Source organism: Curtobacterium sp. VKM Ac-2852 (assembly GCF_013205045.1).
GTDB classification, from domain to species: Bacteria; Actinomycetota; Actinomycetes; order Actinomycetales; family Microbacteriaceae; genus Curtobacterium; species Curtobacterium flaccumfaciens.
In genome coordinates, this window is the sequence record NZ_JABMLI010000002.1 from 138,679 (window position 1) to 161,378 (window position 22,700).

21 protein-coding genes are annotated in these 22,700 nt (G+C 70.7%); 20 read left to right on the plus strand and 1 reads right to left on the minus strand.

Annotated elements, in window-relative coordinates; translation table 11 throughout:
- Window positions 1-30: 30 nt before the first annotated feature.
- Window positions 31-1,128 (minus strand): polyprenyl synthetase family protein, encoded by a 1,098-nt coding sequence (locus HQQ79_RS07070; protein WP_231495653.1) that lies wholly within the window; start codon window positions 1,126-1,128, stop codon window positions 31-33.
- A gap of 117 nt (window positions 1,129-1,245) precedes the next feature.
- On the opposite strand from HQQ79_RS07070, the gene HQQ79_RS07075 reads away from it, so the two are divergent.
- The 20 genes from HQQ79_RS07075 (at window position 1,246) to HQQ79_RS07170 (ending at window position 22,681) form a co-directional block, all read left to right on the plus strand.
- Window positions 1,246-1,641, plus strand: a complete 396-nt coding sequence (locus HQQ79_RS07075) for a DUF3040 domain-containing protein (RefSeq protein ID WP_173033318.1) — start codon at window positions 1,246-1,248, stop codon at window positions 1,639-1,641.
- 736 nt (window positions 1,642-2,377) lie between these two features.
- A complete protein-coding gene (mraZ, locus tag HQQ79_RS07080) occupies window positions 2,378-2,809 on the plus strand; it encodes a division/cell wall cluster transcriptional repressor MraZ (protein WP_017886616.1) in 432 nt (143 codons plus the stop codon).
- 106 nt (window positions 2,810-2,915) lie between these two features.
- Window positions 2,916-3,881, plus strand: a complete 966-nt coding sequence (rsmH, locus tag HQQ79_RS07085; protein WP_071405412.1) for a 16S rRNA (cytosine(1402)-N(4))-methyltransferase RsmH — start codon at window positions 2,916-2,918, stop codon at window positions 3,879-3,881.
- A gap of 1 nt (window position 3,882) precedes the next feature.
- The gene (locus HQQ79_RS07090) at window positions 3,883-4,569 is read left to right on the plus strand and encodes a hypothetical protein (RefSeq protein ID WP_173033320.1); all 687 of its coding nucleotides are present in this window, start codon (window positions 3,883-3,885) and stop codon (window positions 4,567-4,569) included.
- A gap of 49 nt (window positions 4,570-4,618) precedes the next feature.
- Window positions 4,619-6,388: a penicillin-binding protein 2 gene (locus tag HQQ79_RS07095; protein WP_173033322.1), complete on the plus strand. Its 1,770-nt coding sequence runs from the start codon at window positions 4,619-4,621 to the stop codon at window positions 6,386-6,388.
- 14 nt (window positions 6,389-6,402) lie between these two features.
- Window positions 6,403-8,049: a Mur ligase family protein gene (locus tag HQQ79_RS07100; RefSeq protein WP_173033324.1), complete on the plus strand. Its 1,647-nt coding sequence runs from the start codon at window positions 6,403-6,405 to the stop codon at window positions 8,047-8,049.
- Entirely contained in the window at window positions 8,046-9,521 is a 1,476-nt protein-coding gene (murF, locus tag HQQ79_RS07105) for a UDP-N-acetylmuramoyl-tripeptide--D-alanyl-D-alanine ligase (protein ID WP_173033326.1), read from the plus strand. The genes HQQ79_RS07100 and murF overlap by 4 nt, the downstream gene beginning before the upstream one ends.
- A complete protein-coding gene (gene mraY / locus HQQ79_RS07110) occupies window positions 9,518-10,621 on the plus strand; it encodes a phospho-N-acetylmuramoyl-pentapeptide-transferase (protein ID WP_173033328.1) in 1,104 nt (367 codons plus the stop codon). The genes murF and mraY overlap by 4 nt, the downstream gene beginning before the upstream one ends.
- Before the next feature lie 4 nt (window positions 10,622-10,625).
- Window positions 10,626-12,161, plus strand: a complete 1,536-nt coding sequence (gene murD, locus HQQ79_RS07115; protein ID WP_173033330.1) for a UDP-N-acetylmuramoyl-L-alanine--D-glutamate ligase — start codon at window positions 10,626-10,628, stop codon at window positions 12,159-12,161.
- Window positions 12,124-13,389: a putative lipid II flippase FtsW gene (ftsW, locus tag HQQ79_RS07120; RefSeq protein ID WP_027465248.1), complete on the plus strand. Its 1,266-nt coding sequence runs from the start codon at window positions 12,124-12,126 to the stop codon at window positions 13,387-13,389. The genes murD and ftsW overlap by 38 nt, the downstream gene beginning before the upstream one ends.
- Entirely contained in the window at window positions 13,386-14,483 is a 1,098-nt protein-coding gene (murG, locus tag HQQ79_RS07125; protein WP_173033332.1) for an undecaprenyldiphospho-muramoylpentapeptide beta-N-acetylglucosaminyltransferase, read from the plus strand. Before ftsW ends, murG begins: the two co-directional genes overlap by 4 nt.
- Window positions 14,480-15,901, plus strand: coding sequence for a UDP-N-acetylmuramate--L-alanine ligase (gene murC / locus HQQ79_RS07130; RefSeq protein WP_173033334.1), 1,422 nt, complete (start codon window positions 14,480-14,482; stop codon window positions 15,899-15,901). The genes murG and murC overlap by 4 nt, the downstream gene beginning before the upstream one ends.
- Window positions 15,898-17,172, plus strand: coding sequence for an FtsQ-type POTRA domain-containing protein (locus HQQ79_RS19110; RefSeq protein WP_173033336.1), 1,275 nt, complete (start codon window positions 15,898-15,900; stop codon window positions 17,170-17,172). Before murC ends, HQQ79_RS19110 begins: the two co-directional genes overlap by 4 nt.
- 146 nt (window positions 17,173-17,318) lie before the next feature.
- The gene (gene ftsZ / locus HQQ79_RS07140; RefSeq protein ID WP_027465251.1) at window positions 17,319-18,479 is read left to right on the plus strand and encodes a cell division protein FtsZ; all 1,161 of its coding nucleotides are present in this window, start codon (window positions 17,319-17,321) and stop codon (window positions 18,477-18,479) included.
- Between the two features lie 7 nt (window positions 18,480-18,486).
- Window positions 18,487-19,212 (plus strand): YggS family pyridoxal phosphate-dependent enzyme, encoded by a 726-nt coding sequence (locus tag HQQ79_RS07145; protein WP_173033338.1) that lies wholly within the window; start codon window positions 18,487-18,489, stop codon window positions 19,210-19,212.
- 41 nt (window positions 19,213-19,253) lie between these two features.
- Window positions 19,254-19,838 carry a cell division protein SepF gene (locus tag HQQ79_RS07150; RefSeq protein WP_027465253.1) on the plus strand — a complete coding sequence of 195 codons (585 nt, stop codon included), beginning with the start codon at window positions 19,254-19,256 and terminating at the stop codon, window positions 19,836-19,838.
- Between the two features lie 68 nt (window positions 19,839-19,906).
- The gene (locus tag HQQ79_RS07155; protein WP_017886631.1) at window positions 19,907-20,203 is read left to right on the plus strand and encodes a YggT family protein; all 297 of its coding nucleotides are present in this window, start codon (window positions 19,907-19,909) and stop codon (window positions 20,201-20,203) included.
- 185 nt (window positions 20,204-20,388) lie between these two features.
- Window positions 20,389-21,066: a DivIVA domain-containing protein gene (locus tag HQQ79_RS07160; RefSeq protein WP_173033341.1), complete on the plus strand. Its 678-nt coding sequence runs from the start codon at window positions 20,389-20,391 to the stop codon at window positions 21,064-21,066.
- Window positions 21,067-21,068: 2 nt separating this feature from the next.
- The gene (gene lspA / locus HQQ79_RS07165) at window positions 21,069-21,755 is read left to right on the plus strand and encodes a signal peptidase II (protein ID WP_254066176.1); all 687 of its coding nucleotides are present in this window, start codon (window positions 21,069-21,071) and stop codon (window positions 21,753-21,755) included.
- Window positions 21,752-22,681 carry an RluA family pseudouridine synthase gene (locus HQQ79_RS07170; RefSeq protein WP_173033343.1) on the plus strand — a complete coding sequence of 310 codons (930 nt, stop codon included), beginning with the start codon at window positions 21,752-21,754 and terminating at the stop codon, window positions 22,679-22,681. The genes lspA and HQQ79_RS07170 overlap by 4 nt, the downstream gene beginning before the upstream one ends.
- Window positions 22,682-22,700: the final 19 nt, after the last annotated feature.

Below are 22,700 nucleotides of genomic sequence, written 5' to 3' on the forward strand. Positions count from 1 at the left end.
ACGGGCCTCCCTTCTGTCCTGGCCTCGCGTCTAGGACGACCGGCGGCTGACCGTGTCGGCCAGCGACGCGAGCTGCTCGCGCGCCGACGGCGTCAGCGGCGAGGCGTCGAGCGCCGCCTTGGCGCGCTGGACGTGCCGCTCGATCGACCGCTCCACGGCGGCCACGGCGCCCGACTCGGTCAGGGTCGCGCGGAGCATCTGCACCTGCTCCTCGTCGAGGTCGGGGTCTCCGAGGAGCTCGTCCAGGAGCTGCCGTGGGCCGTTCGCCAGCGTCTTGCGCGCCGAGGCGATGAGGACGGTGCGCTTGCCCTCGCGCAGGTCGTCGCCGGCCGGCTTGCCGGTGACCTCGGGATCGCCGAAGACCCCGAGCATGTCGTCGCGGAGCTGGTACGCCACGCCGAGGGGGAGCCCGAAGGCGCGGAGGCCCTCGAGCTGGGAGTCGCTCGCGCCGGCGACGAGGGCACCGATGACCAGCGGGGCCTCGATCGAGTACTTCGCCGACTTGAAGACGATGACGCGCTGGGCGCGGAGCAGGTGCTCGGACTCGTCGATGACCGGCCAGGCGGTCTCCTCGTGCACGTCGAGGTACTGACCCGCCGTGACGTCGAGGCGCATCGCGTGGAACTCCTGACGGACGATGCGGGCCCGCACCGGGTCGAGGAGCGCGAGGCCCTCGTCGAAGACCGAGTCGCTCAGCGAGAGCAGCAGGTCGCCGAGGAGCAGCGCGGAGTTCGTGCCGTACTGCCCGCGGTCGCCGACGAAGCCGGACTCCTCGTGCAGGGACTCGAAGCGGCGGTGCGCGGCCGGACGCCCGCGTCGGGTGTCCGAGCGGTCCATGATGTCGTCGTGCACCAGGGCGGCGGCGTGGAAGACCTCGAGCGCGGCGGCGACCGTGACGACCGCCTCGGCCGTGGTCTGCCGGGACCCTTCGGCCAGCGGGTCGAACGAGCCCGAACGGCCCGCCACCGACTGCCATCCCCAGTAGCAGAACAGTGCCCGGAAGCGCTTGCCGCCGGACAACAGGTCTCGTGCGTACCGGTCGAACGGCGCGAGGTCGGGGCTGATCGCGAGGAGCCGTTCACGCTGCTCGTCGAGTGCCCGGTCGATACGCGCCGATACGAGGTCCACTAATCGCGTACTCTCAGCCACGATCCCTACCCTAGTGGAGTGGTCGAGGCATAGAATCGGTCCACTCAACCCGCGTTTTTCAACCCCGCGTCGATCCCAGGAACAGAGGGAACCAAGATGCCGCTCTCGGAACAGGAGCAGCGCCTTCTCGAAGAGATGGAGCGCAGCCTCTACCAGAACGATTCCGATTTCGTGGCTCGTGTCACACGTCGACAGGGTCGTCCGACGTACACAGCCATCACGCTCGGGGTCCTCGGCGCACTCGCCGGGGTCGCCATCGTCATCGTCGGCCTCGTCATCAAGGCGCCGCTGCTGGGTATCCTCGGCTTCGTCGTGATGCTCGCCGGTGTCCTGTTCGCGCTGCGCCCGGGCATGCGTGCTCCGAAGGCGAAGCCCGCTCGGCCGGGCAAGCCCGCGTCCGGTGGGTCCGCGCGTCCGTCCAGCGGTGGCGGCGGGTCCTTCATGGACCGTTTGAACGAGCGCTGGGACAAGCGCAACGACCAGAGTCAGTAGCTGACGGGGTCAGCAGGACTCCCTCCACACTCCTCCACGGGGTCGGCCTTCGGGTCGGCCCCGTTTCGTGTTTCCGGGGGCGGGATCGTGCCGCGCGAGTGGTCACGACATGCCGCGTGCGGGTTGCCGATGGCGCGGGAACTGTCGGCTGGGGCCAGCGCGGGCGACGGTTCGTGACCACTCGGCGTCATGGCGGCGGCACGTCGTGACCGCGCCCTGACCGGAAGCCGGGCGTGGTGGAGCCGACCGTGCGCCCGGGTGAGCACCGCGGCGAGGGTGGGGCGGGCCTCCAGGCCGGGGGTGGACCGTCGCCGCGTGCGTGCGTGCGTGCGCGAGTGGTCACGACACGCCGCGTGCGGGTCGCCGAGGGCGCAGGAACTGTCGGCTGGGGCCGGCGCGAGCGACGGTTCGTGACCACTCGGCGTCGTGGCGGCGGCACGTCGTGACCACGCGCTGACCGGAAGCCGGGCGTGGTGGGGCAGACCCTGCACCCGCGGCGCGCCCCGTGGTGCTCCACCGGCTGCGAAAGTCCTCCACTTTCCTCCACGCCATCCGCGGTGCCGCCAAACCCCATGATTCCGGGCCTTGGAGGTCGTCGCTGCCTGGTCCATGCCGGTCTGCGTGCCCCCAGTAGGGGTGTCGAGGGCTGAAATGGGAGCGGAATCCTGGGCTTGGGGAGGGGAGTGGAGTAAAGTGGGGCTTGCAACGGTCCGGTGGAGCGGAGGGGAGGCCCGACGTGCTGCTCGGTACTCATGCCCCGAAGCTCGACGAGAAGGGTCGCGTGATCCTCCCCGCCAAGTTCCGGGACGAACTGTCCGGCGGGCTCGTGATGACCCGCGGCCAGGAACGCTGCGTCGTGGTCTTCAGCGCCCGGACGTTCGAGGAACTCCACGAGCGCATCCGGACCGCCCCGATGACGTCGAAGCGCACCAGGGACTACATGCGTCTGTTCCTCTCGGGGGCCAGCGCCGAACAGCCCGACAAGCAGAACCGCGTGACGATCCCGCAGAACCTCCGCGAGTACGCGGGGCTCGAGCGGGACCTCACGGTCATCGGCAGCGGTGACCGTGCCGAGATCTGGTCCACCCCCGCGTGGGAGGCCTACTACGCCGAAGCCGAAGAGGCATTCGCCGACAACGACGAGGAGGTGATCCCGGGGATCTTCTGATCCGCGGATCGGGACTCCCAGCCGTGAAGCCCTGACGCCACTTCCCCGGTGTCAGGTCGCATGGATGGGGATCCGGACCCACGGCCCAGGAGACGAGGGGCTGCACATGGCCGACAACGACAACGAGACGCCACGCTTCCCGCACACGCCGGTGATGCTCCAGCGCATCGTCGACCTGTTCACGCCGACGCTCGAGGGCCCGGGCAAGGTCGTCGTCGACGCCACGCTCGGGATGGGCGGCCACTCCGAGGGCCTGCTCGAGCGGTTCCCGGAGCTCACGCTCATCGGACTCGACCGGGACACCGACGCGCTCGGCATCGCGGGGGAGCGTCTGGCCCGCTTCGGTGACCGCGTCCGGCTCGTGCACACCGTGTACGACGGCATCGTCGACGCGATCGAGGGCGAGGGCTTCACGAAGGTCGACGGCGTGCTCTTCGACCTCGGGGTGAGCTCGCTGCAGCTCGACCGGGCCGAGCGCGGGTTCGCGTACAGCCAGGACGCCCCGCTCGACATGCGGATGGACCGGACCGAGGGGCAGACCGCCGCCGACGTCCTGGCCACCTACGACGAGGGCGAACTCCGCCGCATCTTCCAGCGCTACGGCGAGGAGAAGCTCGCCGGACGCTACGCCCGAGCGATCGTCGAGCGGCGCGCGACGAAGCCGTTCGAGATGTCCGGCGACCTGGTCCAGGTGCTGCACGACGCGACCCCGGTCGCCATCCAGCGCCAGGGGCACCCCGCCAAGCGCGTCTTCCAGGCGCTCCGCATCGAGGTCAACGCCGAACTCAGCGTGCTCGAGCGGGCGATCCCGGCGGCGCTCGACGCCATCGCGGTCGGCGGTCGGATCGTCGTCGAGTCGTACCAGTCCCTCGAGGACCGCATCGTCAAGCGGGCACTGGTGGAGCGCACGAAGTCGAGCGCCCCCGCCGGCCTACCGGTGGAGCTGCCCGAGCACGCCCCCACCTTCTCCCTGATCGTCAAGGGCGCCGAGCTGGCCGACGAGGCCGAACGCGCCGCCAACCCCCGAGCAACCCCCGTGCGCCTGCGCGCGGCCGAGCGGATCCGGAACTGACATGAGCACGAACCTCGCACTCGTCGACCCTGCGGTCGTCCCGTCGCGGGCCCCGCGCCCCGACCGTCAGCGCCGCCCCGAGCTGGTCGAGGTCACCCCGACCGCAGCCCAGCGCCGGGCACGCCCCCGCATCGGGTACGCCGTGGTGGCCGTCGCCGCGCTCGGGATCCTGCTGCTGGCCCAGCTCGGCATCAGCATGGTGCTCAGCCAGGGCGCCTACACGCTCAACTCGCTGTCGGCCGAGCAGACGAACCTGTCCCGCACGCAGCAGTCGCTGTCCGAGCAGCTCCGGGTCCTCGACTCGCCGCAGAACCTGGCCCGCAACGCCCAGTCGCTCGGCATGATCGCCAACTCGACGCCGGTGTACCTCGACCCGAAGACCGGTCGGGTGTACGGCACGCCGACCCCGGCGAAGCCCGACGAGGCCACGGCGTCCACCGAGAACCAGGTGCCGAACTCACTGCTGAGCGACGTGCCGCTGGCCACGAAGCCGGGGGACACCTCCACCAGCAAGGAGACCGGCACGACGGACACGTCGAGCACGAAGGACACGTCCGGCGCCACAGGATCCGCGGACGGCACCGCCACGTCTGAGAAGACGAGCGGCGCCAGCGCGTCGGACCAGGGGACGGCGAAGTCGTCCGTAGAGTCCGACGCGAACCCGCTCCAGGCGCCCTCCACCCGGTGACCGGCGGGTCCGCCGCACCCTCAGCACCGCCCGGGAAGGACCGCACCGCGTGACGAAGACGATCCGCAACCGACGCCTGCGCTACAGCATCGTGATGCTCGCCGTGATCGCCCTCGTCGGGGTGTTCGTGGTGCGGCTCGTCGACATCCAGGTCGTCCAGGCGTCGGAGCTGAACAAGGCGTCGGCGCAGAAGCGCAGCATCCCCGTGACGATCTACGGCACCCGCGGGTCGATCGTGGACCGCAACGGCACCGAACTCGCCGACAGCGTCACCCGGTACAACATCACGACCTCGCCGCGCCTGGTGAAGGGCTTCAAGGGCAAGCTCGGCGGCGCCCGCATCAAGGACGTCAGTGTCGGCACCGCCCTGAGTGCGCTGGCGAAGGCGTCCGGCGGAGACGTCGCGACCATGCGGAAGAACATCGCCGCGAACCCGAAGTCCGACTTCGCGTACCTGGTCAAGGGCCTCGACGTGCAGCACTACGAGGCCGTGCGTGCGCTCGGCATCCCCTGGCTGTACCCGGAGCCGCAGGCGGCGCGGGTGTACCCGACGGGTGCGACCACGGGCAACCTGACCGGCTTCATGGGCACGGACGGTGCCCAGGCCGGCCTGGAGTACTCCTACAACCAGTGCCTGGCGGGCACCAACGGCTCGGAGACCTACGAGCGTGGCGAGGACGGCGTGCAGCTCCCGGGCAGCACCGTGACCACGAAGAAGGCCAAGGACGGCGGCACACTCGAGACGACCATCGACAGCGACCTGCAGTACATGGCGCAGCAGACCATCGCGTCCGCCGCCAAGACCCTGCAGGCGGAGTCCGCGACGGCGACGGTCACGAGCGTCAAGACGGGTGAGCTGCTGGCTGTCGCCGACTACCCGACGGTGGACCCGAACGACGTCGACGCCACGACCGACAAGGGCGCCTTCGGTTCCCGTGCCCTGACCGCGTCGTACGAGCCGGGCTCCACGATCAAGGCCGCCATCGCCGCCGCGCTGCTCGACCAGGGCAAGTCGAGCCCCACCGACCAGGCCGTCGTGCCGTACTCGCGCACGTTCCCCTGGGGCGGCACGATCCACGACTCCGAGTTCCACGCCACCGAGAACCTCACGCTGACCGGCATCCTGCAGAACTCGTCGAACGTCGGCATCACCGAGCTCGGCGCACGGCTGACATCGCAGCAGCGCTTCGACTACATGAAGAAGTTCGGGCTGTTCGAGCCGGAGACGGCCATCGACTACCCGGGCCAGCCGTCGATGGACTACGGCACCACCCCGAACTGGGACCAGCAGACGAACATCAACTCGATGTTCGGCCAGGGCATCTCGACCACGGCGGTGCAGGTCGCGAGCGTGTTCCAGACCATCGCGAACGACGGTGTCCGGATCCCGCTGCACTTCGTCAAGGGCTGCACCACGGCGGACGGCAAGACGATCGACGCGCCCGACGTGCAGAAGCAGCGGGTCGTCTCCGCAGCCGCCGCCACGCAGGTCACCGGCATGCTGCAGAGCGTCGTCACGGGTGGCACGCTGGTGGGCATGAAGCCGATCTCCGGCTACAACATCGCCGCGAAGACGGGGACCGCCGAGGTGGCCGAGGGGTCGCAGGGCTACGGCGGTCAGCGCATCACGTCGGTGGCCGGAATGGCACCCGCCGAAGACCCCCAGTATGTTGTCACGGTGACGTTCACGAAGCCGCAGACCAACAAGTGGTCCAGCGGAGCGGCTCCGGCGTTCCGCACACTCATGTCCCAGGTGCTCGAGAAGTACCGAGTAGCCCCCTCCGCGTCCGAGGCGAAGCTCTACCCGTCCACGTGGTGAGGAAGAAGGAACACTTGTCCGCACGGATCCCCCCGGTCCTCCGACCCGAACACCCGACCCCGAGGGCCGTCTCCGAACTCGCCAACGCGTTCGGTCTGCGAGTCGTCGGATCGGTCGACAGCATCGAGACCACCGGTGTCACCCTGAGCGCCACCGAGGTGCAGCCGGGTGACCTGTTCGTCGGCGTGCACGGTGCCAACCGGCACGGCGCACAGTTCGCGACGGAGGCCGCCGAGCGCGGCGCCGTCGCCGTCCTGACCGACCAGGACGGCGTCGCACTGGTCGAGCCGTCCGGGCTGCCGGTGCTCGTCGTCGACGACCCCCGCGCCGCCCTCGGCGACGTCGCGGCGTGGGTCTACCGCACCCAGCCCGACGAGGCCACCGACCTGCCGCAGCTGTTCGCCGTCACCGGCACGAACGGCAAGACGAGCACGTCGTACATCCTCGAAGGCATCCTCAAGCAGCTCGGCCTGGTCACCGGCCTGAGCTCGACCGCGGAGCGCCACATCGGTTCGCTCAGCGTGACGAGCCGCCTGACCACGCCCGAGGCCAGCGAGATGCACGCGCTCCTCGCCCGCATGCGCGAGAGCGAGGTCCGTGCGGTCGCCGTCGAGGTCAGCGCCCAGGCCCTCAGCCGCCACCGCGTCGACGGCATCGTCTTCGACGTCGCGGCCTTCACGAACCTGTCGCACGACCACCTCGACGACTACGCCGACATGGAGGAGTACTACCAGGCGAAGCTCCCGCTGTTCCAGCCCGAGCACGCCCGTCGCGGCGTCGTCTCGCTGGACACCGACTGGGGCCACCGCGTGGTGCAGGACTCCCGCATCCCCGTGACCACGATCACGGTGCACCCCGACGTCGAGGCCGAGTGGCACGTCGACATCGTCGAGGCGCACGCCGCCTACACCGAGTTCCGCCTGACCGGCCCCGAGGGTCGCGAGCTGACGACCCGTGTGCCGCTCATCGGCTGGCACATGGCGGCGAACGCGGCACTCGCGATCGTGATGCTCGTCGAGGGCGGGTTCGAGCTCGGTGCCATCGCGCACGCGCTCGAGTCGGGCCACCGCCGCTACCCGGACGAGGACGACGCGAGCGAGCGCGACGGCGAGCCGCACCGCGTCTCCGCCATCGAGTGCTACCTGCCCGGCCGCACCGAGCGCGTCTCCGGCGAGCACGGCCCGAGCGTCTACGTCGACTTCGGCCACAGCGCCGACGCCTTCGAGAACACCCTCGCCGCCGTCCGGCAGTTCACCTCCGGCAAGGTCCTCATGCTGTTCGGCGCCGACGGCGACCGCGACACCACGAAGCGCGGCGACATGGCCCGCGTGGCCGCGGCCGGCAGCGACATCCTGGTCGTCACCGACCACCACCCGCGCTTCGAGGACGCCGCGTCGATCCGGAAGACCCTGGTCGACGCAGCACGTGCCGCCTACCCGGACCACGAGATCCACGAGGTCAGCCCGCCCGAGGCGGCGATCCGCACGGCCGTGAGCCTGGTCGGCGAGGGGGACTCGATCCTCTGGGCCGGCCCGGGGCACCAGGACTACCGCGACATCCAGGGCGTCCGCACGCCGTACTCCGCCCGTGACGAGGCCCGCGCGGCCCTGCGCGAGGCGGGCTGGGAGCCGAACTCCGGTCCGGCGGAGGACGTCCGATGATCGCCATGACCCTCGCCGAGATCGCCACCGCGGTCGGCGGCGAGCTGATCGGCGGCGCGCAGGCGACCGACGTCGCCGAGCCCGGCGACCTGGTCGTCGAGGGCTCGGTCGAGACCGACTCGCGCCTGGTCCGCCCCGGCAGCGTCTTCTTCGCCCTGCCCGGTGAGGTCACCGACGGCCGACGCTTCGTGCCCGCTGCGGTCGACGCCGGTGCCGCCCTGGTGATCACGCCCGAGCGCGTGGACACGACCGCGCCGCAGATCGTCGTCGCCGACGGGTACGAGGCCCTCGCCGCGCTCGCGCACGAGGTCGTCACGCGCGTCCGGATGAGCACCGCGGACCGCGTCGACGCCGACGGTCGCCCGGCGCCCCTGCGGGTCGTCGGCATCACCGGCTCGAACGGCAAGACGAGCACGAAGAACATGCTCCGCACGATCCTCGAGCAGCACGGCGCGACCGTCGCGCCCGAGGGCTCGTTCAACAACCACGTCGGCGCACCGATCTCGATGCTCCGCATCACGTACGACACCCGGTACCTGGTCGTGGAGATGGGCGCGAGCGGCGTCGGCCACATCGCCAAGCTCGTGTCGATCGCCGAGCCCGACCTCGGCGTCGTCCTCAAGGTGGGCCTCGCGCACGCCGGCGAGTTCGGCGGCATCGAGGCGACGCAGCGCGCGAAGTCCGAGATGGTCACCGACCTGCCCGAGACCGCGACGGCCCTGCTCAACGTCGACGACGACCGCGTCGCGTCGATGCGCGACCTGACGGCCGCGCGCGTGGTGGGCTTCGGCACGTCGGCGGAGGCCGACTACCGCATCACCGGCATCGAGACGGACCGCAGCGGCACCCGCTTCACCCTCACCGCGCCTCCAGGACAGCCTGGAGGCCCGGATCACGTCGACGTGCGCCTCGCGATCCTGGGTGAGCACCACGCGATGAACGCGTCCGCCGCGCTCACGGTGGCCCACCTGTGGGGCGTCCCGCTCGCCGACGGCGCCGCGGCGCTCGCGTCGATGACGCGCGCCGAGCGCTGGCGCATGGAACTGCTCCAGGGCGGCCCCGAGGGCGTCACCGTCATCAACGACGCGTACAACGCGTCGCCCGACTCCACCGCGGCGGCGCTGCGGACCCTGGCGCAGATCGTGCGCCCGGGGGAGCGGACCGTCGCCGTGCTCGGTGAGATGGCCGAGCTCGGTGAGTTCTCCGTCGAGGAGCACGACCGCATCGGTCGGCTCGTCGTCCGCCTCGGCATCGGACAGCTCGTGGTCGTCGGCCGCGGCGCGATGCCCATCCACCAGGCCGCCACCCTCGAGGGATCGTGGGACGGCGAGTCCGTGTACATCGAGGACGTCGACGACGCCGTCCGTGCCATGCAGGAGATGCTCCGCCCCGGCGACGTCGTCCTCGTCAAGTCCTCGAAGTCTGCCGAACTGCGATTCCTCGGCGACCGCCTCGGAGGTGTCACCGAATGATCGCGCTCCTCATCGCCGGCGCCACGTCGCTGGTGTTCACGTTGCTGCTCACCCCGTTCTTCATCAAGCTCTTCCACCGTCTCGGGTGGGGGCAGTTCATCCGTGACGACGGTCCGCAGTCCCACCACACCAAGCGCGGGACCGCCACCATGGGCGGCATCGTCCTGATCATCGGTGCGGTGATCGGGTACTTCGTCGGCCACCTGGTCGGGCGTGACTCGATCACGCTGTCCGGCCTGCTCGTGCTGTTCCTGATGGTCGGGCTCGGGTTCGTCGGCTTCATCGACGACTTCCTGAAGGTGCGGCGTCAGCGGAGCCTCGGGCTCGGCGGCTGGGCCAAGATCCTCGGTCAGGTCATCGTCGGCGTCATCTTCGCCACGATCGCCCTGGTCGTGCCGACGTCGAACGGCAAGCCGCCGGCATCGACGATGATCTCGGCGATCCGCGACGTGCCGTGGCTCGACTTCATGGCGCTCGGCACCGTCATCGGCACCGTGTTGTTCCTCGCCTGGATCGTCCTGCTGACGGTGTCGACGTCGAACGGCGTCAACGTGGCCGACGGGCTCGACGGCCTGGCCACCGGGTCGAGCATCCTGGCGATCGGCTCGTACGTCATCATCGGTTTCTGGCAGTCGAACCAGATCTGCGGCGGCGCCCGCCTCGACTCGAACACCGCACACGCCTGCTACACCGTGTCGAACCCGCTCGACCTCGCCGTGGTCGCGGCCGCGGTCTGCGGTGGGCTCATCGGCTTCCTCTGGTACAACACCTCGCCGGCGCAGATCTTCCTCGGTGACACCGGTTCGCTCGGCCTCGGCGGCGCCCTGGCCGGCCTCGCGATCCTCAGCCGCACCGAGCTGCTGCTTGTCCTCATCGGTGGCCTGTTCTTCATCGTCACCGGCTCCGTCATCCTGCAGCGGGCCTACTTCAAGATCACCCACGGCAAGCGCATCTTCCTGATGAGTCCGCTGCACCACCACTTCGAACTGAAGGGGTGGGCCGAGGTGACCGTCGTCGTCCGCTTCTGGATCATCGCCGGGCTCTTCGTCGCGGCGGGGGTCGGACTCTTCTACCTCGAATGGATCGCACGCGTTGGTTGACCCGGTGTCCTCGCCGTCCCGCCTCCAGTCCCTCGACAGCTGGTACTCCGAGGGGTGGAGGGGGCTGAACGTCGCCGTCCTCGGCCTCGGGGCCACCGGGTTCTCGGTCGCCGACACGCTCGTGGAGCTCGGCAGCGAGGTGACGGTCTACTCCTCCGACGCCCCCGCCGACAGCGTCGAGCTGCTCGACGTCATCGGTGCCCGGTTCCTGCAGACGCCGCTCGACACCGTGCCGGACGCCCTCGTGCAGCAGGCACCCGACGTCGTCATCGTGTCGCCGGGGCTGCCCCCGCACAACGCCACCGTGCGGTGGTCGGTGACGAACAGCACCGTCTGGGGCGACATCGAGCTCGCCTGGCGCGTGCGCGACAAGGTCGTCCGCGGCCCGGTCGCGGCCCCCTGGATCACGATCACGGGCACGAACGGCAAGACCACGACGACACAGCTCACGACCGCGATGTACGAGGCCGGCGGCCTGCGTGCGGTCGCGTGCGGGAACATCGGCGTGCCGGTGCTCGACGTCGTCCGCGACCCGGTCGGCTACGACGTGCTCGTCGTCGAGCTCTCGAGCCACCAGCTGCACTACGCGGCGACGTCCGGTGACGGTGCCGTGGTGCCGCTCGCGAGCGCCTGCCTGAACATCGCCGACGACCACCTGGAGTGGCACGGTTCCGCCGAGGCGTACCGCGCGGCGAAGGCCAAGGTCTACGAGCGCACCGTGATGGCGTGCGTCTACAACACCTCCGACGAGGCCACCCGGCACATGGTGCAGGAGGCCGACGTGGTGGAGGGTTGCCGTGCGGTCGGCTTCACCCCCGGCGTCCCCGCTCCCGGCGACGTCGGCATCGTCGAGGACGTCCTGTGCGACCGGGCCTTCAACGAGGACCGTCGCAACAGCGCGCTCGAGCTGTCGACCATCGCCGACCTCGAGGCTGCCGGGCTCGCCAGCCCGCACATGACCATGAACGTCCTGGCCGCCGCTGCGCTGGCCCGTGCCGGCACCGTCCAGCCGAGCGCCATCCAGTCGGCCGTCCGGGCGTTCCGCGCCGACCACCACCGCACCGAGCTCGTGGCCCAGGCGGACGGCATCACCTGGGTCGACGACTCCAAGGCCACGAACCCGCACGCCGCCACCGCGTCGCTCGCGTCGTTCGACACCGTCGTGTGGATCGTCGGCGGCCTGTTCAAGGGCGTCGACGTCGACGGTCTGGTCGAGCGCTTCGGCCCCGGCGTCCGCGCGGTCGTGGTGATCGGCTCCGACCGGACCCCGGTCCTCGAGGCATTCGCGCGACACGCGTCCACGGTCCCGGTGCTCCAGGTGGAGACGACGGACACTGATCAGGTCATGCGCGAGGCGGTCCGGCATGCCGCATCGGTCGCGAGGCCGGGCGACACCGTCCTCCTCGCTCCGGCGGCGGCGTCGTTCGACCAGTTCGGCTCCTACGCCGACCGGGGGCAGCGTTTCGCGGCCGCGGTCAACGAGCACCTGGGAGGAGAAGTCGATGGCGACGACACCGACGGATCTTCCGAACAGCCGTAACGGCCGGACCGCGTCGACCCCACGACGGACCAACGGCGCGATCGTCGCCGTCAAGAACGTCTTCGTCGCGGAGTCCAGCACCTTCTACACGATCCTCGGCGTCACGCTGTTCCTCGTCGTCTTCGGCGTCGTGATGGTGTTGTCCTCGTCGAGCGTCGAGGAGTACGCGGCGACCCACGACTTCTTCGGGGCGGCGTCCCGTCAGGGCCTGTACGCCGTGCTCGGCGTGCCGCTCATGCTCATCGCCAGCCGGGTCCCGACCCGGATCTGGCGGAAGTGGGCGATGCGGCTGCTCGGTGCGGCGCTCGTGCTGCAGCTGCTCGTGTTCACCCCGCTCGGCATCGACATCCAGGGCAACCGGAACTGGATCGAGCTCGGATCGTTCACCGCGCAGCCGTCCGAGGTCGTGAAGCTCGGCCTGGTGCTCGGCATCGGCGCCATCATCTACGTCAAGCGGGACAAGCTCGACGACTGGAAAGAGGTGTTCATCCCGATCGGGATCGCCTCGATGCTCTCGCTCGGGCTCGTCGTCCTCGGCGGTGACCAGGGCACCGCGATGGTCATGCTCATCCTGGTGTTCGGCGCGCTGTACATCGGCGGCGTCCGGGCCCGGCACCTGCTCGTCGGCCTCGGTGCGTTCGCCGTGATGCTGCCCTTCGTGACGATGGCCTCGGCATCTCGCTCGACCCGCATCAGCGCCTGGCTGTCCGGGTGCACCGACACCAGCCAGTACCAGGACATCTGCTGGCAGCCCGTGCACGGCATGTGGGCGCTCGCGTCCGGCGGCGTGTTCGGCGTCGGCCTCGGCAACTCGAAGGCGAAGTGGTCGTGGCTGCCCGAGGCGGACAACGACTACATCTTCGCGATCATCGGCGAGGAGCTCGGCCTGATCGGCGCCGTCGTGGTGCTCAGCCTGTTCGTGGTGCTCGCCGTCGGCATGATCAAGATCATCCGGCAGTCCCGCGACCCCTTCGTGAAGACGGTCACCGGTGGCATCCTCGCGTGGATCATCGGCCAGGCGCTCATCAACATCGCCGTCGTGCTCGGACTGCTGCCCGTGCTCGGTGTGCCCCTGCCACTCATCTCGGCCGGTGGTTCGGCCCTCATCATGACCCTGGTGGCGATCGGCGTCGTGCTCTCCTTCGCCCGTGACCTGCCCGGCAAGAACGACCCCGGCCTGACGAACGCCCCACTCGGCCGGACCTCCACGAACGGATCACTGCGGTGAGCAAGTACCTCTTCGCCGGCGGCGGCACCGCCGGCCACGTCAACCCCCTGCTCGCGGTCGCCGACCGGCTGACCGAGCGGGAGCCCGGCGCCGAGGTGCTCGTGCTGGGTACCGCCGAGGGCCTGGAGTCCCGCCTCGTCCCGATGCGCGGCTACGAGCTGCTGACGATCCCGCGCCTGCCGTTCCCCCGGAAGCTCAACGGCGCGGCCCTGCGCTTCCCGCAGCGCTTCGCGGCGGCGGTCAAGCGGACCGAGCAGATCATCCGCGACCACGAGATCGAGGTGGTCCTCGGCGTCGGTGGCTACGCGGCCGCTCCGGCGTACATCGCCGCGCGCCGCACCGGCACCCCGATCGTCGTGCACGAGCAGAACGCCAAGCCCGGGCTGGCGAACCGCCTCGCCGCGTTCCTCACCGAGCACGTCGGCCTGACCTTCTCGAACACCCGCCTGCGCCACGGCCGCGTCGTCGGCATGCCGCTCCGTCGCGAGATCGAGTCGCTCGACCGCCGTGCCGTCCGGGCCGAGGGGCTCGCCGAGTTCGGGCTCGACCCGGACCGGCCCGTGCTGCTCGTGACCGGTGGCTCCTCGGGTGCGCGGAGCATCAACCGGACGATCAACAAGTCCGCCGCCACGATCGTCGGCGCCGGCTGGCAGGTCCTGCACGTCGTGGGTGCCGCGTCGGACATCGGCCCGAGCGACCTCGAGGGCTACCACGTGCTGCCCTACTGCGACCGGATGGACCTGGCGTACGCGGCGAGCGACTTCGTCGTGTCGCGTTCGGGTGCCGGCATGGTGTGCGAGCTGACCGCGGTCGGGCTGCCGAGCGTGCTCGTGCCGTACCCGGTGGGCAACGGTGAGCAGCGCCACAACGCGAAGGACGTCGTCGACGCCGGGGGAGCCGTCCTGGTGGCCGACGGGGAATTCGACCAGGACTGGGTGACGTTCCAGCTGCTGAGCATCCTGCAGGACCGCTCCCGCATCGCGGACATGACCGTGCGGGCGGGCAGCGTCGGCCACCGCGACGGCGCCGACCGGATGACCGACCTGGTCCTCGACGCCGCGAAGCAGGCCCCCAGCACCACGGAGGAACGATGACCATCAAGCCGGACCTGACCCAGCCGATCCCGGACGACCTGGGCACGGTGCACTTCGTCGGCATCGGCGGCGCGGGCATGAGCGGGATCGCCCGGATGTTCCTCGCCGCCGGGCACCGCGTGACGGGCAGCGACTCCCGCGAGACGGAGACGACCGGCACGATGCGCGACCTCGGCGCGACCGTGCACATCGGTCACGACGCGGCGAACGTCGGCCAGGCCGACACCATCGTCGTCACGAGCGCCCTCTGGCCCGACAACCCCGAGCTCCTCGAGGCGCAGCGCCGCGGTCTGCCGGTGCTCCACCGCTCACAGGCCCTCGCCGCCCTGATCGCCGAGCACCGCCTCGTCGCGGTCGCCGGTGCGCACGGCAAGACCACCTCGACCGGCATGATCGTCACGGCGATGGTCGAGCTCGGCCTCGACCCGAGCTTCGTCAACGGCGGCGTCATCCAGTCCCTCGGCACGAGTTCGGCCCCGGGGTCTAGTGACCTGTTCGTGGTCGAGGCCGACGAGTCCGACGGCTCGTTCCTCCTCTACGACGTCGCCGTGGCCCTGGTCACCAACGTCGACGCCGACCACCTGGACCACTACGGCAGCGAGGAGGCCTTCACCGAGGCCTTCGTCGAGTTCGCCGCGAAGGCGAGCGAGCGCGTCGTCATCTCGAGCGACGACGCCGGTGCGAAGACGGTCACGGCCGGCATCCGCCAGCGCGCCGACGCCCCCGAGATCGTGACGTTCGGCGAGGCCGTCGACGCGGACGTCCGCATCGAGGGCATCACCGAGTCGGCCGGCGTCGAGGTCGACTTCCGCGCCGGTGGCGAGGCGTACCACCTGACCCTCCGCGTGCCCGGCCGGCACAACGCGATCAACGCCGTCGGCGCCTTCGCGGTCCTGACCGGTCTGGGCGTCGCCCCGGCCGACGCGATCCGCGGGCTCGAGGCGTTCGGCGGCACCCAGCGCCGCTTCGAGCTGCACGGCGTCGAGCGCGGGGTCTCGGTCTACGACGACTACGCCCACCACCCGACCGAGGTCGCCGCGGCGCTCAAGGCCGCCCGCAACGTCGTCGGCGACGGCCGCATCATCGCCATCCACCAGCCGCACCTGTACTCGCGCACCCGCCTGATGGCGGGTGACTTCGCCAAGGTGTACGAGGAGCTCGCCGACCACACGGTCGTGCTCGACGTCTACGGTGCCCGCGAGGACCCGGAGCCCGGCGTGACCGGCGCCCTGGTGCAGGAGCGTTTCGCCGACCAGTCGCGCGTCGAGTTCCTGCCCGACTGGGACGAGGCGGCGGCACGCGCGGCCGCGGTCGCCCGTGACGGCGACATCATCATGACGCTCAGCTGCGGCGACGTGTACCGGATCATCCCGCAGGTGCTCGGCGCCCTGGGTACCGACGGAGCGTCGTCCCGGTGAAGCGCCCCGAGGGGTTCGACGAGGGGGACGCCCGCAGGGACGCCCCGGCCGAGGCCGCGGAAGCGCCCCGGCAGCGTCGTGGTCCCTCGAAGCCGCGGCTCCCGTTCCGCGGACGCGTCGCTGACGACCGGGAGGCCCGCCCCGCGTCCGCCCCGGAACCCCCGGTCGACGAGACGGTCGACCCCACCCCGGCGGTCCAGCCCGACGCCGACACCTCCGGTCCCCAGCGGGACCGCGTCGGCGCCTTCGCCGGTGCGGCCGGGCGCCGGTTCGGCGCCGGACTCTCCACCGTGGCGGACCGCCTGCGTGAGTACACGCCGAACGAGGACCACCGGGACCCGGAGGCCGACCGCCGCGACGCGGAACGCCGAGCCGCCACGAGCGGTGGAGCCGACCACGACGCGACCGTGACCGACGTGCTCGACGCGACCGGTGCCTCCCGGACCGACCAGCACGCCGAGGCGCCCATCGGGGCGCGGGTGCGCGCCGCCGAGACCGCGCGTGAGGCACGCATCGCGAAGCGCCGACGCCGGTTGCTCGAGCGTGCCGAGGTCCGCCGGTTCACCCGGCGCAGCCGGCACCGTCGCGCCGCGTGGATCACGGCGGCGAGCGTCGTCCTCGTGCTCGGGGTCTCGATCCTCGTCGCGGTGTTCTCACCGCTGATGGCGCTCCGCACGATCGAGATCAAGGGCACCAACCGCGTCGACGAGTCCGCGCTGCGCCAGGCGCTGTCCGACCAGATCGGCACGCCCCTGGCCCGGCTCGACTTCGACGCGATCAAGCGGGACGTCGCCGGCTTCCCGCTCATCGAGAGCTACGTGACCGAGGAGGCTCCGCCGCACACGCTCGTCGTCACGGTGACCGAGCGCACGCCGGTGGTCGCGGTGCAGTCCGGCAGCACGTTCGACCTCGTCGACCCCGCGGGCATCGTCGTGCAGTCGTCGCCGAAGCGTCCCGCCACGATGCCGCTCGCCGACATCGGCCGGGCGCGCCTCGGTTCCGCGAGCTTCCGAACGATGACCGAGGTCGTGCTGGCGCTGCCGTCGACCGTCCGTTCCCAGGTGACGCGTGTCGCCGGGTCGACGGCCGACGACGTCACCCTGACCCTCAAGGACGGCTCGACCGTCGTGTGGGGGAGCCCGGACGACTCGGTGGCGAAGGCCGAACTGCTCGCCGCGCTGGTCAAGGACCACGCGGCGCGGAACCCCGGCGTCGTCGTCGAGTACGACGTCTCGGCACCGGACAACGGCGTGATCCGCGCCAAGGACTGAATTGCCGGACCTGATCGGCGACACGCGGCGTGGCGGGGCGACAGTGCGCCGAACGCACCCGTAGCGTCGAAGCCAGCACCACATCTACCAGCATTGCCCCTGAACTTCAAGTAGAGGTTGAGGGTTCGACCGGAGGCCTGACTGACGTGACCACGAACCACAACTACCTCGCCGTCATCAAGGTCGTCGGTGTCGGCGGCGGCGGCGTCAACGCCGTCAACCGCATGATCGAGCTCGGTCTCCGTGGCGTCGAGTTCATCGCGATCAACACCGACGCCCAGGCCCTGCTGCTCAGCGACGCCGACGTCAAGCTCGACGTCGGCCGCGAGATCACCCGCGGCCTCGGTGCCGGCGCGGACCCCGAGGTCGGCCGTCGTGCCGCCGAGGACCACGCCGAGGAGATCGAAGAGGCCCTGGCCGGCGCCGACATGGTGTTCGTCACCGCGGGCGAGGGTGGCGGCACCGGCACCGGTGGCGCACCGGTCGTCGCACGCATCGCGAAGTCCATCGGCGCACTGACCATCGGTGTCGTCACGAAGCCCTTCAGCTTCGAGGGCAAGCGTCGCCAGTCGCAGGCCGAGAACGGCGTCGCGGGCCTCAAGGACGAGGTCGACACGCTCATCGTCGTCCCGAACGACCGCCTGCTCGAGATCAGCGACCGCGGCATCTCGATGGTCGAGGCCTTCGCCACGGCCGACCAGGTGCTCCTCGCCGGTGTGCAGGGCATCACCGACCTCATCACCACCCCGGGTCTGATCAACCTCGACTTCGCCGACGTCAAGAGCGTCATGCAGGGTGCGGGTTCCGCGCTCATGGGCATCGGCTCGTCCCGCGGTGCCGACCGTGCGATCAAGGCGGCCGAGCTCGCCGTCGCGTCGCCGCTGCTCGAGGCCTCGATCGACGGTGCGCACGGCGTGCTGCTGTCCATCCAGGGAGGCTCGAACCTCGGCATCTTCGAGATCAACGACGCCGCGCGTCTGGTGCAGGAAGCCGTGCACCCCGAGGCGAACATCATCTTCGGTGCGGTCATCGACGACACCCTGGGCGACGAGGTCCGCGTGACCGTCATCGCCGCGGGCTTCGACGGCGGCGAGCCGGCGCAGCAGCAGAAGGAACGTCGCTCGAGCTACGTCGACCCGGAGTCGAGCGCCGCGGCGCCCGTCGCCGCCTCGACCGGCGCGATCGAGGACTCGACCACGTCGAGCCCGTCCTGGGCCTCGCAGGAGCACCAGCCGCCGGTGCAGCGCGCCGCCGACCCGGCGTTCGACGACGACGACGAGCTCGACGTCCCCGACTTCCTGAAGTAACCAACCCTTGGTAGCCGACACGCGCCTCCCGTCCGCCTCGTCACCCGACGACGGACCGGAGGCGCGTCTCGCGTCCGTCAGGAGCGGCATCGCCGACGCGGCGCGCGCCGCAGGGCGCTCGCCCGACGAGCTGACGCTCGTCGTCGTCACGAAGTACCACCCGGCGTCGCTCGTCCGCGAGCTCGCCGCACTCGGCGTGACGGACGTGGGGGAGAACCGCCACCAGGAGGCGCAGGCGAAGGCCGCCGAGCTGGCGGACCTCGGCCTGACCTGGCACTTCGTCGGGCAGCTGCAGTCGAAGAAGGCCCGGCAGGCCCGGCGGTACGCCCACGTGGTGCAGTCGCTCGACCGTGGGTCCGTCGTCGACGCGTTCGCCCCGACCGAGGCCGAGCCGGAACCCCGGGTCATCGACGGGTTCGTGCAGGTGAACCTCACCGACGACCCCGGCCGTGGCGGGGTGCAGCCGGACGACGTCGAGGCCATGGTGTCGCGCGTGCTGGCCACCGGGACGATCCGGCTGCGGGGTGTCATGGCGGTCGCGCCCCTGGACGAGGAGCCCCGAGCCGCCTTCGCCCGACTCCGCTCGATCTCCGAACGGGTCGTGGCGCTCGAGCCTGCTGCGACCGACATCTCGGCCGGCATGAGCGGGGACTACGCCGAGGCGATCCTCGAGGGCGCGACACACCTGCGGATCGGCACCGCAATCACGGGAAACCGGCCGCCCGCACCCTAGCCTCGTTGCAGGGCACCACGAGCACGAACCCCGGAGGAACCATGGCCAACCCGCTGAAGAAGACGATGGTCTACCTCGGCCTCGCCGATGAGGAACTCGACTACGAGGACGAGCAGCAGGCCGAGCCCGCGCGCCAGCAGGCAGCCCCTGCACGCCAGGCCGCAGCGGCTGCTCCGGCGCCCGCCGAGCCGCAGGAGACCCCCGCGGCGGCAGCAGCCCCGGCGGCCGCTCCCGCAGCCGTCCCGGCTCCCACCAAGACGCACACCCACCAGCGCGGCGCCCAGGTCACTCCGCTCCGCCGCTCGCACACGACCGCACAGAAGGCGACCCCGGTCCAGGAAATGAACGAGATCCTCACCGTCCACCCGCGCGAGTACAAGGACGCCCAGTCCATCGCCGAGAGCTTCCGCGACGGCATCCCCGTCATCATCAACCTCTCGCAGATGACCGAGGGTGACGCCCGCCGCATGATCGACTTCGCCTCCGGGCTGTCGCTCGGTCTGTTCGGCAAGATCGAGCGCGTCACGAACAAGGTCTTCCTCCTGTCGCCGGCGCACGTCGCAGTGAGCGGTGAGCCTGCTGAGGTAGAGTCCGACATCGAGGCGAACTTCTTCGCCCAGTCCTGAGCCGTACCCGGCACACCCGCCCCTGAGCGTCGTCTGACGACGCTCGCCCGAGACGAGCGAGCCCCATCGTGTCCGTGATCCTAGGGATCATCTCCCTCGCGTTGCTCCTGTACTTCTTCGTGATGTGGGGGCGTTTCGCGCTCGACCTCGTGCAGAGCTTCAACCGTTCCTGGCGTCCGCGCGGGGGCATGCTCGTGGTGTCCGAGTTCGTCTACACGATCACGGATCCGCCCATCCGAGCGGTGCGACGGGTCCTCCCGCCGCTCCGCCTGGGGCCGGTGGCGCTCGACTTCGGCTGGACGATCGTGATGCTCGTCGTCATCATCGCCCGGTTCGTGGTCGCCGCCCTGGCACGCGGTATCTGAGCGGACTCCCGTCCGCGACACGCGCCACGCCAGGCGCGCGGCACGGTTCCTCCCCATCGTCGGTGTACGGTGGTCGGGATCGATGCCCGCTCCGGTGGCGCATCCGCACCGCACGGTACGACTGGTACATTCGGTCGCACCGCACGCGGTTCCACACGTTCAGCAGTTCTATTGAGGTGACGGCAATGGCTTTGACGCCGGAAGACGTAGTCAACAAGCGGTTCCAGCCGACGAAGTTCCGCGAGGGCTACGACCAGGACGAGGTCGACGACTTCCTCGACGAGGTCGTGGTCGAGCTCCGTCGCCTGACCGCGGAGAACGACGAGCTCCGCCAGCGCCTGCAGGCGGCCGAATCGGCCCCGCAGTCGGCGCAGGCCGAGCAGCCCGCTCCCGCAGCCGAGCCGGAGCCCACCCCGGCCCCGGTCGAGGCAGCACCGGAGCCCGCTCCGGTCGCCGCGGCGGCAGCGACCACCACGGTCCCCGCCGACGAGGACACCGAGGGCACCACGAACCTCCTGACCCTGGCGCGTCGTCTCCACGAGGAGCACGTCCGCGAGGGCATCGAGAAGCGCGACGCGCTCATCGCCGAGGGCACGGCCCAGGCCGCTCGCCTGGTCTCCGAGGCCGAGGCGAAGCAGCGTCAGATCATCGCCGACACCGAGAACACGAACCGTCAGCGTGTTGCAGTGCTCGAGCAGGAGCAGCGCCAGCTCGAGGGCAAGATCGACGAGCTCCGGACCTTCGAGCGCGACTACCGTGCGCAGCTGAAGAGCTACATCCAGGGGCAGCTCTCCGAGCTCGACTCGGGCGAGCAGTCCGGTCTCACCCCGGCGCCGGCTTCGGCGCAGGGCTTCGGCAACTGACGTTGTCGCGACCAGCATCACGAGCGAAGGTCAGTGTCCGCGCAATCGCGGCACTGGCCTTCGCCGCTGTCGTGGTGGTGGCGTTCGACCAGGTCGCCAAGACGCTGGTCGTCGCGAACCTGCCGTACGGCACCCCCGTCCCGGTCCTCGGGGGGGCGTTGCAGTTCCTGTACGTCCGGAACCCGGGGGCAGCGTTCTCGTTCGCGGTGAACATGACCTGGGTGTTCTCGGTCATCTCGGCCGCGGTCGTCGTCGCGATCATCGTGTACTCGCGTCGCATCCGGTCGATGTGGTGGGCCATCGTGCTCGGCATGCTGCTCGGCGGCGCGCTGGGCAACCTGCTCGACCGGCTCTTCCGTGAGCCCGGCTTCGGCCGGGGTCACGTCGTCGACTTCATCTCGACGCCGTGGATGATGCCGGCGATCTACAACGTCGCCGACTCCTTCATCTGCATCAGCATGGTGGTCTTCGTGCTGCTGGTGATCCTCGGGGTGAACCTCGACGGCACCCGCACGCTCTCGGCCAAGCGCCAGGCGCAGCTCGACGCGGCGCAGCCGGTCGACGCGGCGCAGCCGCTCGACGGTGGGGCCGCGTTCTCGTCGGCTGATGCGGCGCTCGACGAGCCGACCCGCGCCTCCAGGCCGGAGGACCGCGACCGTCGCGACACGCTGGGCCACGACGCCACGTGAGCGAATCGCGTTCTCTTCCCGTGCCCGACGGGCTCGCCGGTGAGCGCGTCGACGCCGCCATCGCGAAGCTCCTCGGCTTCAGCCGGTCGTTCGCGGCCGACGTCGTCGCCGCCGGGGGCGTCCGCGTCGACGGGGTGCCCGTCGACAAGTCGGACCGTCTGCATGCCGAATCCTGGCTCGAGGTCGAGTGGACCCCGAAGGAGCCGCCGCGCATCGTGCCGGCGGCCGTGCCGGGCATGACGATCGTGCACGACGACGAGGACATCGTCGTCGTGGACAAGCCCGTCGGCGTCGCTGCGCACCCCTCGCCGGGGTGGGACGGGCCGACCGTGCCCGGGGGCCTCGCCGCCGCCGGCTTCACGATCGCGACGTCCGGTGCCGCCGAACGTGCCGGGATCGTGCACCGCCTCGACGTCGGGACCTCGGGCCTGATGGTGGTCGCGAAGACCGAGCTGGCGTACACGCACCTGAAGCGGGCGTTCAAGGAGCGCACGGTCGAGAAGGTCTACCACGCGCTCGCGCAGGGCCACCCCGACCCCACGTCGGGCACGATCGATGCTCCGATCGGCCGGCACCCGTCGAGTGACTGGAAGTTCGCGGTCACGTCCAAGGGCAAGCCGAGCGTCACCCACTACGAGACGCTCGAGGCCTTCCGCTCTGCCACCCTGCTCGAGGTGCACCTGGAGACCGGGCGCACCCACCAGATCCGGGTGCACATGGCGGCGACACGCCACCCGCTCGTCGGGGACACGATGTACGGCGCCGACCCGGTGCTGGCGGCCGAGCTCGGGCTGACCCGCCAGTGGCTCGACGCCGTCCGGCTGGGCTTCGACCACCCCCGCACGGGCGAGTGGGTGTCGTTCGAGGCGCAGTACCCGGACGACCTGCAGGCAGCGCTGGAGCAGATCCGGAGCGCGTCGCTCTGACGCGCCCGGCGGCTTGCGC

Coding starts and splice junctions, on each gene's coding strand:
- HQQ79_RS07090 (WP_173033320.1), top strand. CDS start 3,883: ATGAGCACGAACCTCGCACTCGTCGACCCTGCGGTCGTCCCGTCGCGG.
- mraY (WP_173033328.1), top strand. CDS start 9,518: ATGATCGCGCTCCTCATCGCCGGCGCCACGTCGCTGGTGTTCACGTTG.
- HQQ79_RS07150 (WP_027465253.1), top strand. CDS start 19,254: ATGGCCAACCCGCTGAAGAAGACGATGGTCTACCTCGGCCTCGCCGAT.
- murC (WP_173033334.1), top strand. CDS start 14,480: ATGACCATCAAGCCGGACCTGACCCAGCCGATCCCGGACGACCTGGGC.
- ftsW (WP_027465248.1), top strand. CDS start 12,124: ATGGCGACGACACCGACGGATCTTCCGAACAGCCGTAACGGCCGGACC.
- rsmH (WP_071405412.1), top strand. CDS start 2,916: ATGGCCGACAACGACAACGAGACGCCACGCTTCCCGCACACGCCGGTG.
- HQQ79_RS07075 (WP_173033318.1), top strand. CDS start 1,246: ATGCCGCTCTCGGAACAGGAGCAGCGCCTTCTCGAAGAGATGGAGCGC.
- murF (WP_173033326.1), top strand. CDS start 8,046: ATGATCGCCATGACCCTCGCCGAGATCGCCACCGCGGTCGGCGGCGAG.
- HQQ79_RS07160 (WP_173033341.1), top strand. CDS start 20,389: ATGGCTTTGACGCCGGAAGACGTAGTCAACAAGCGGTTCCAGCCGACG.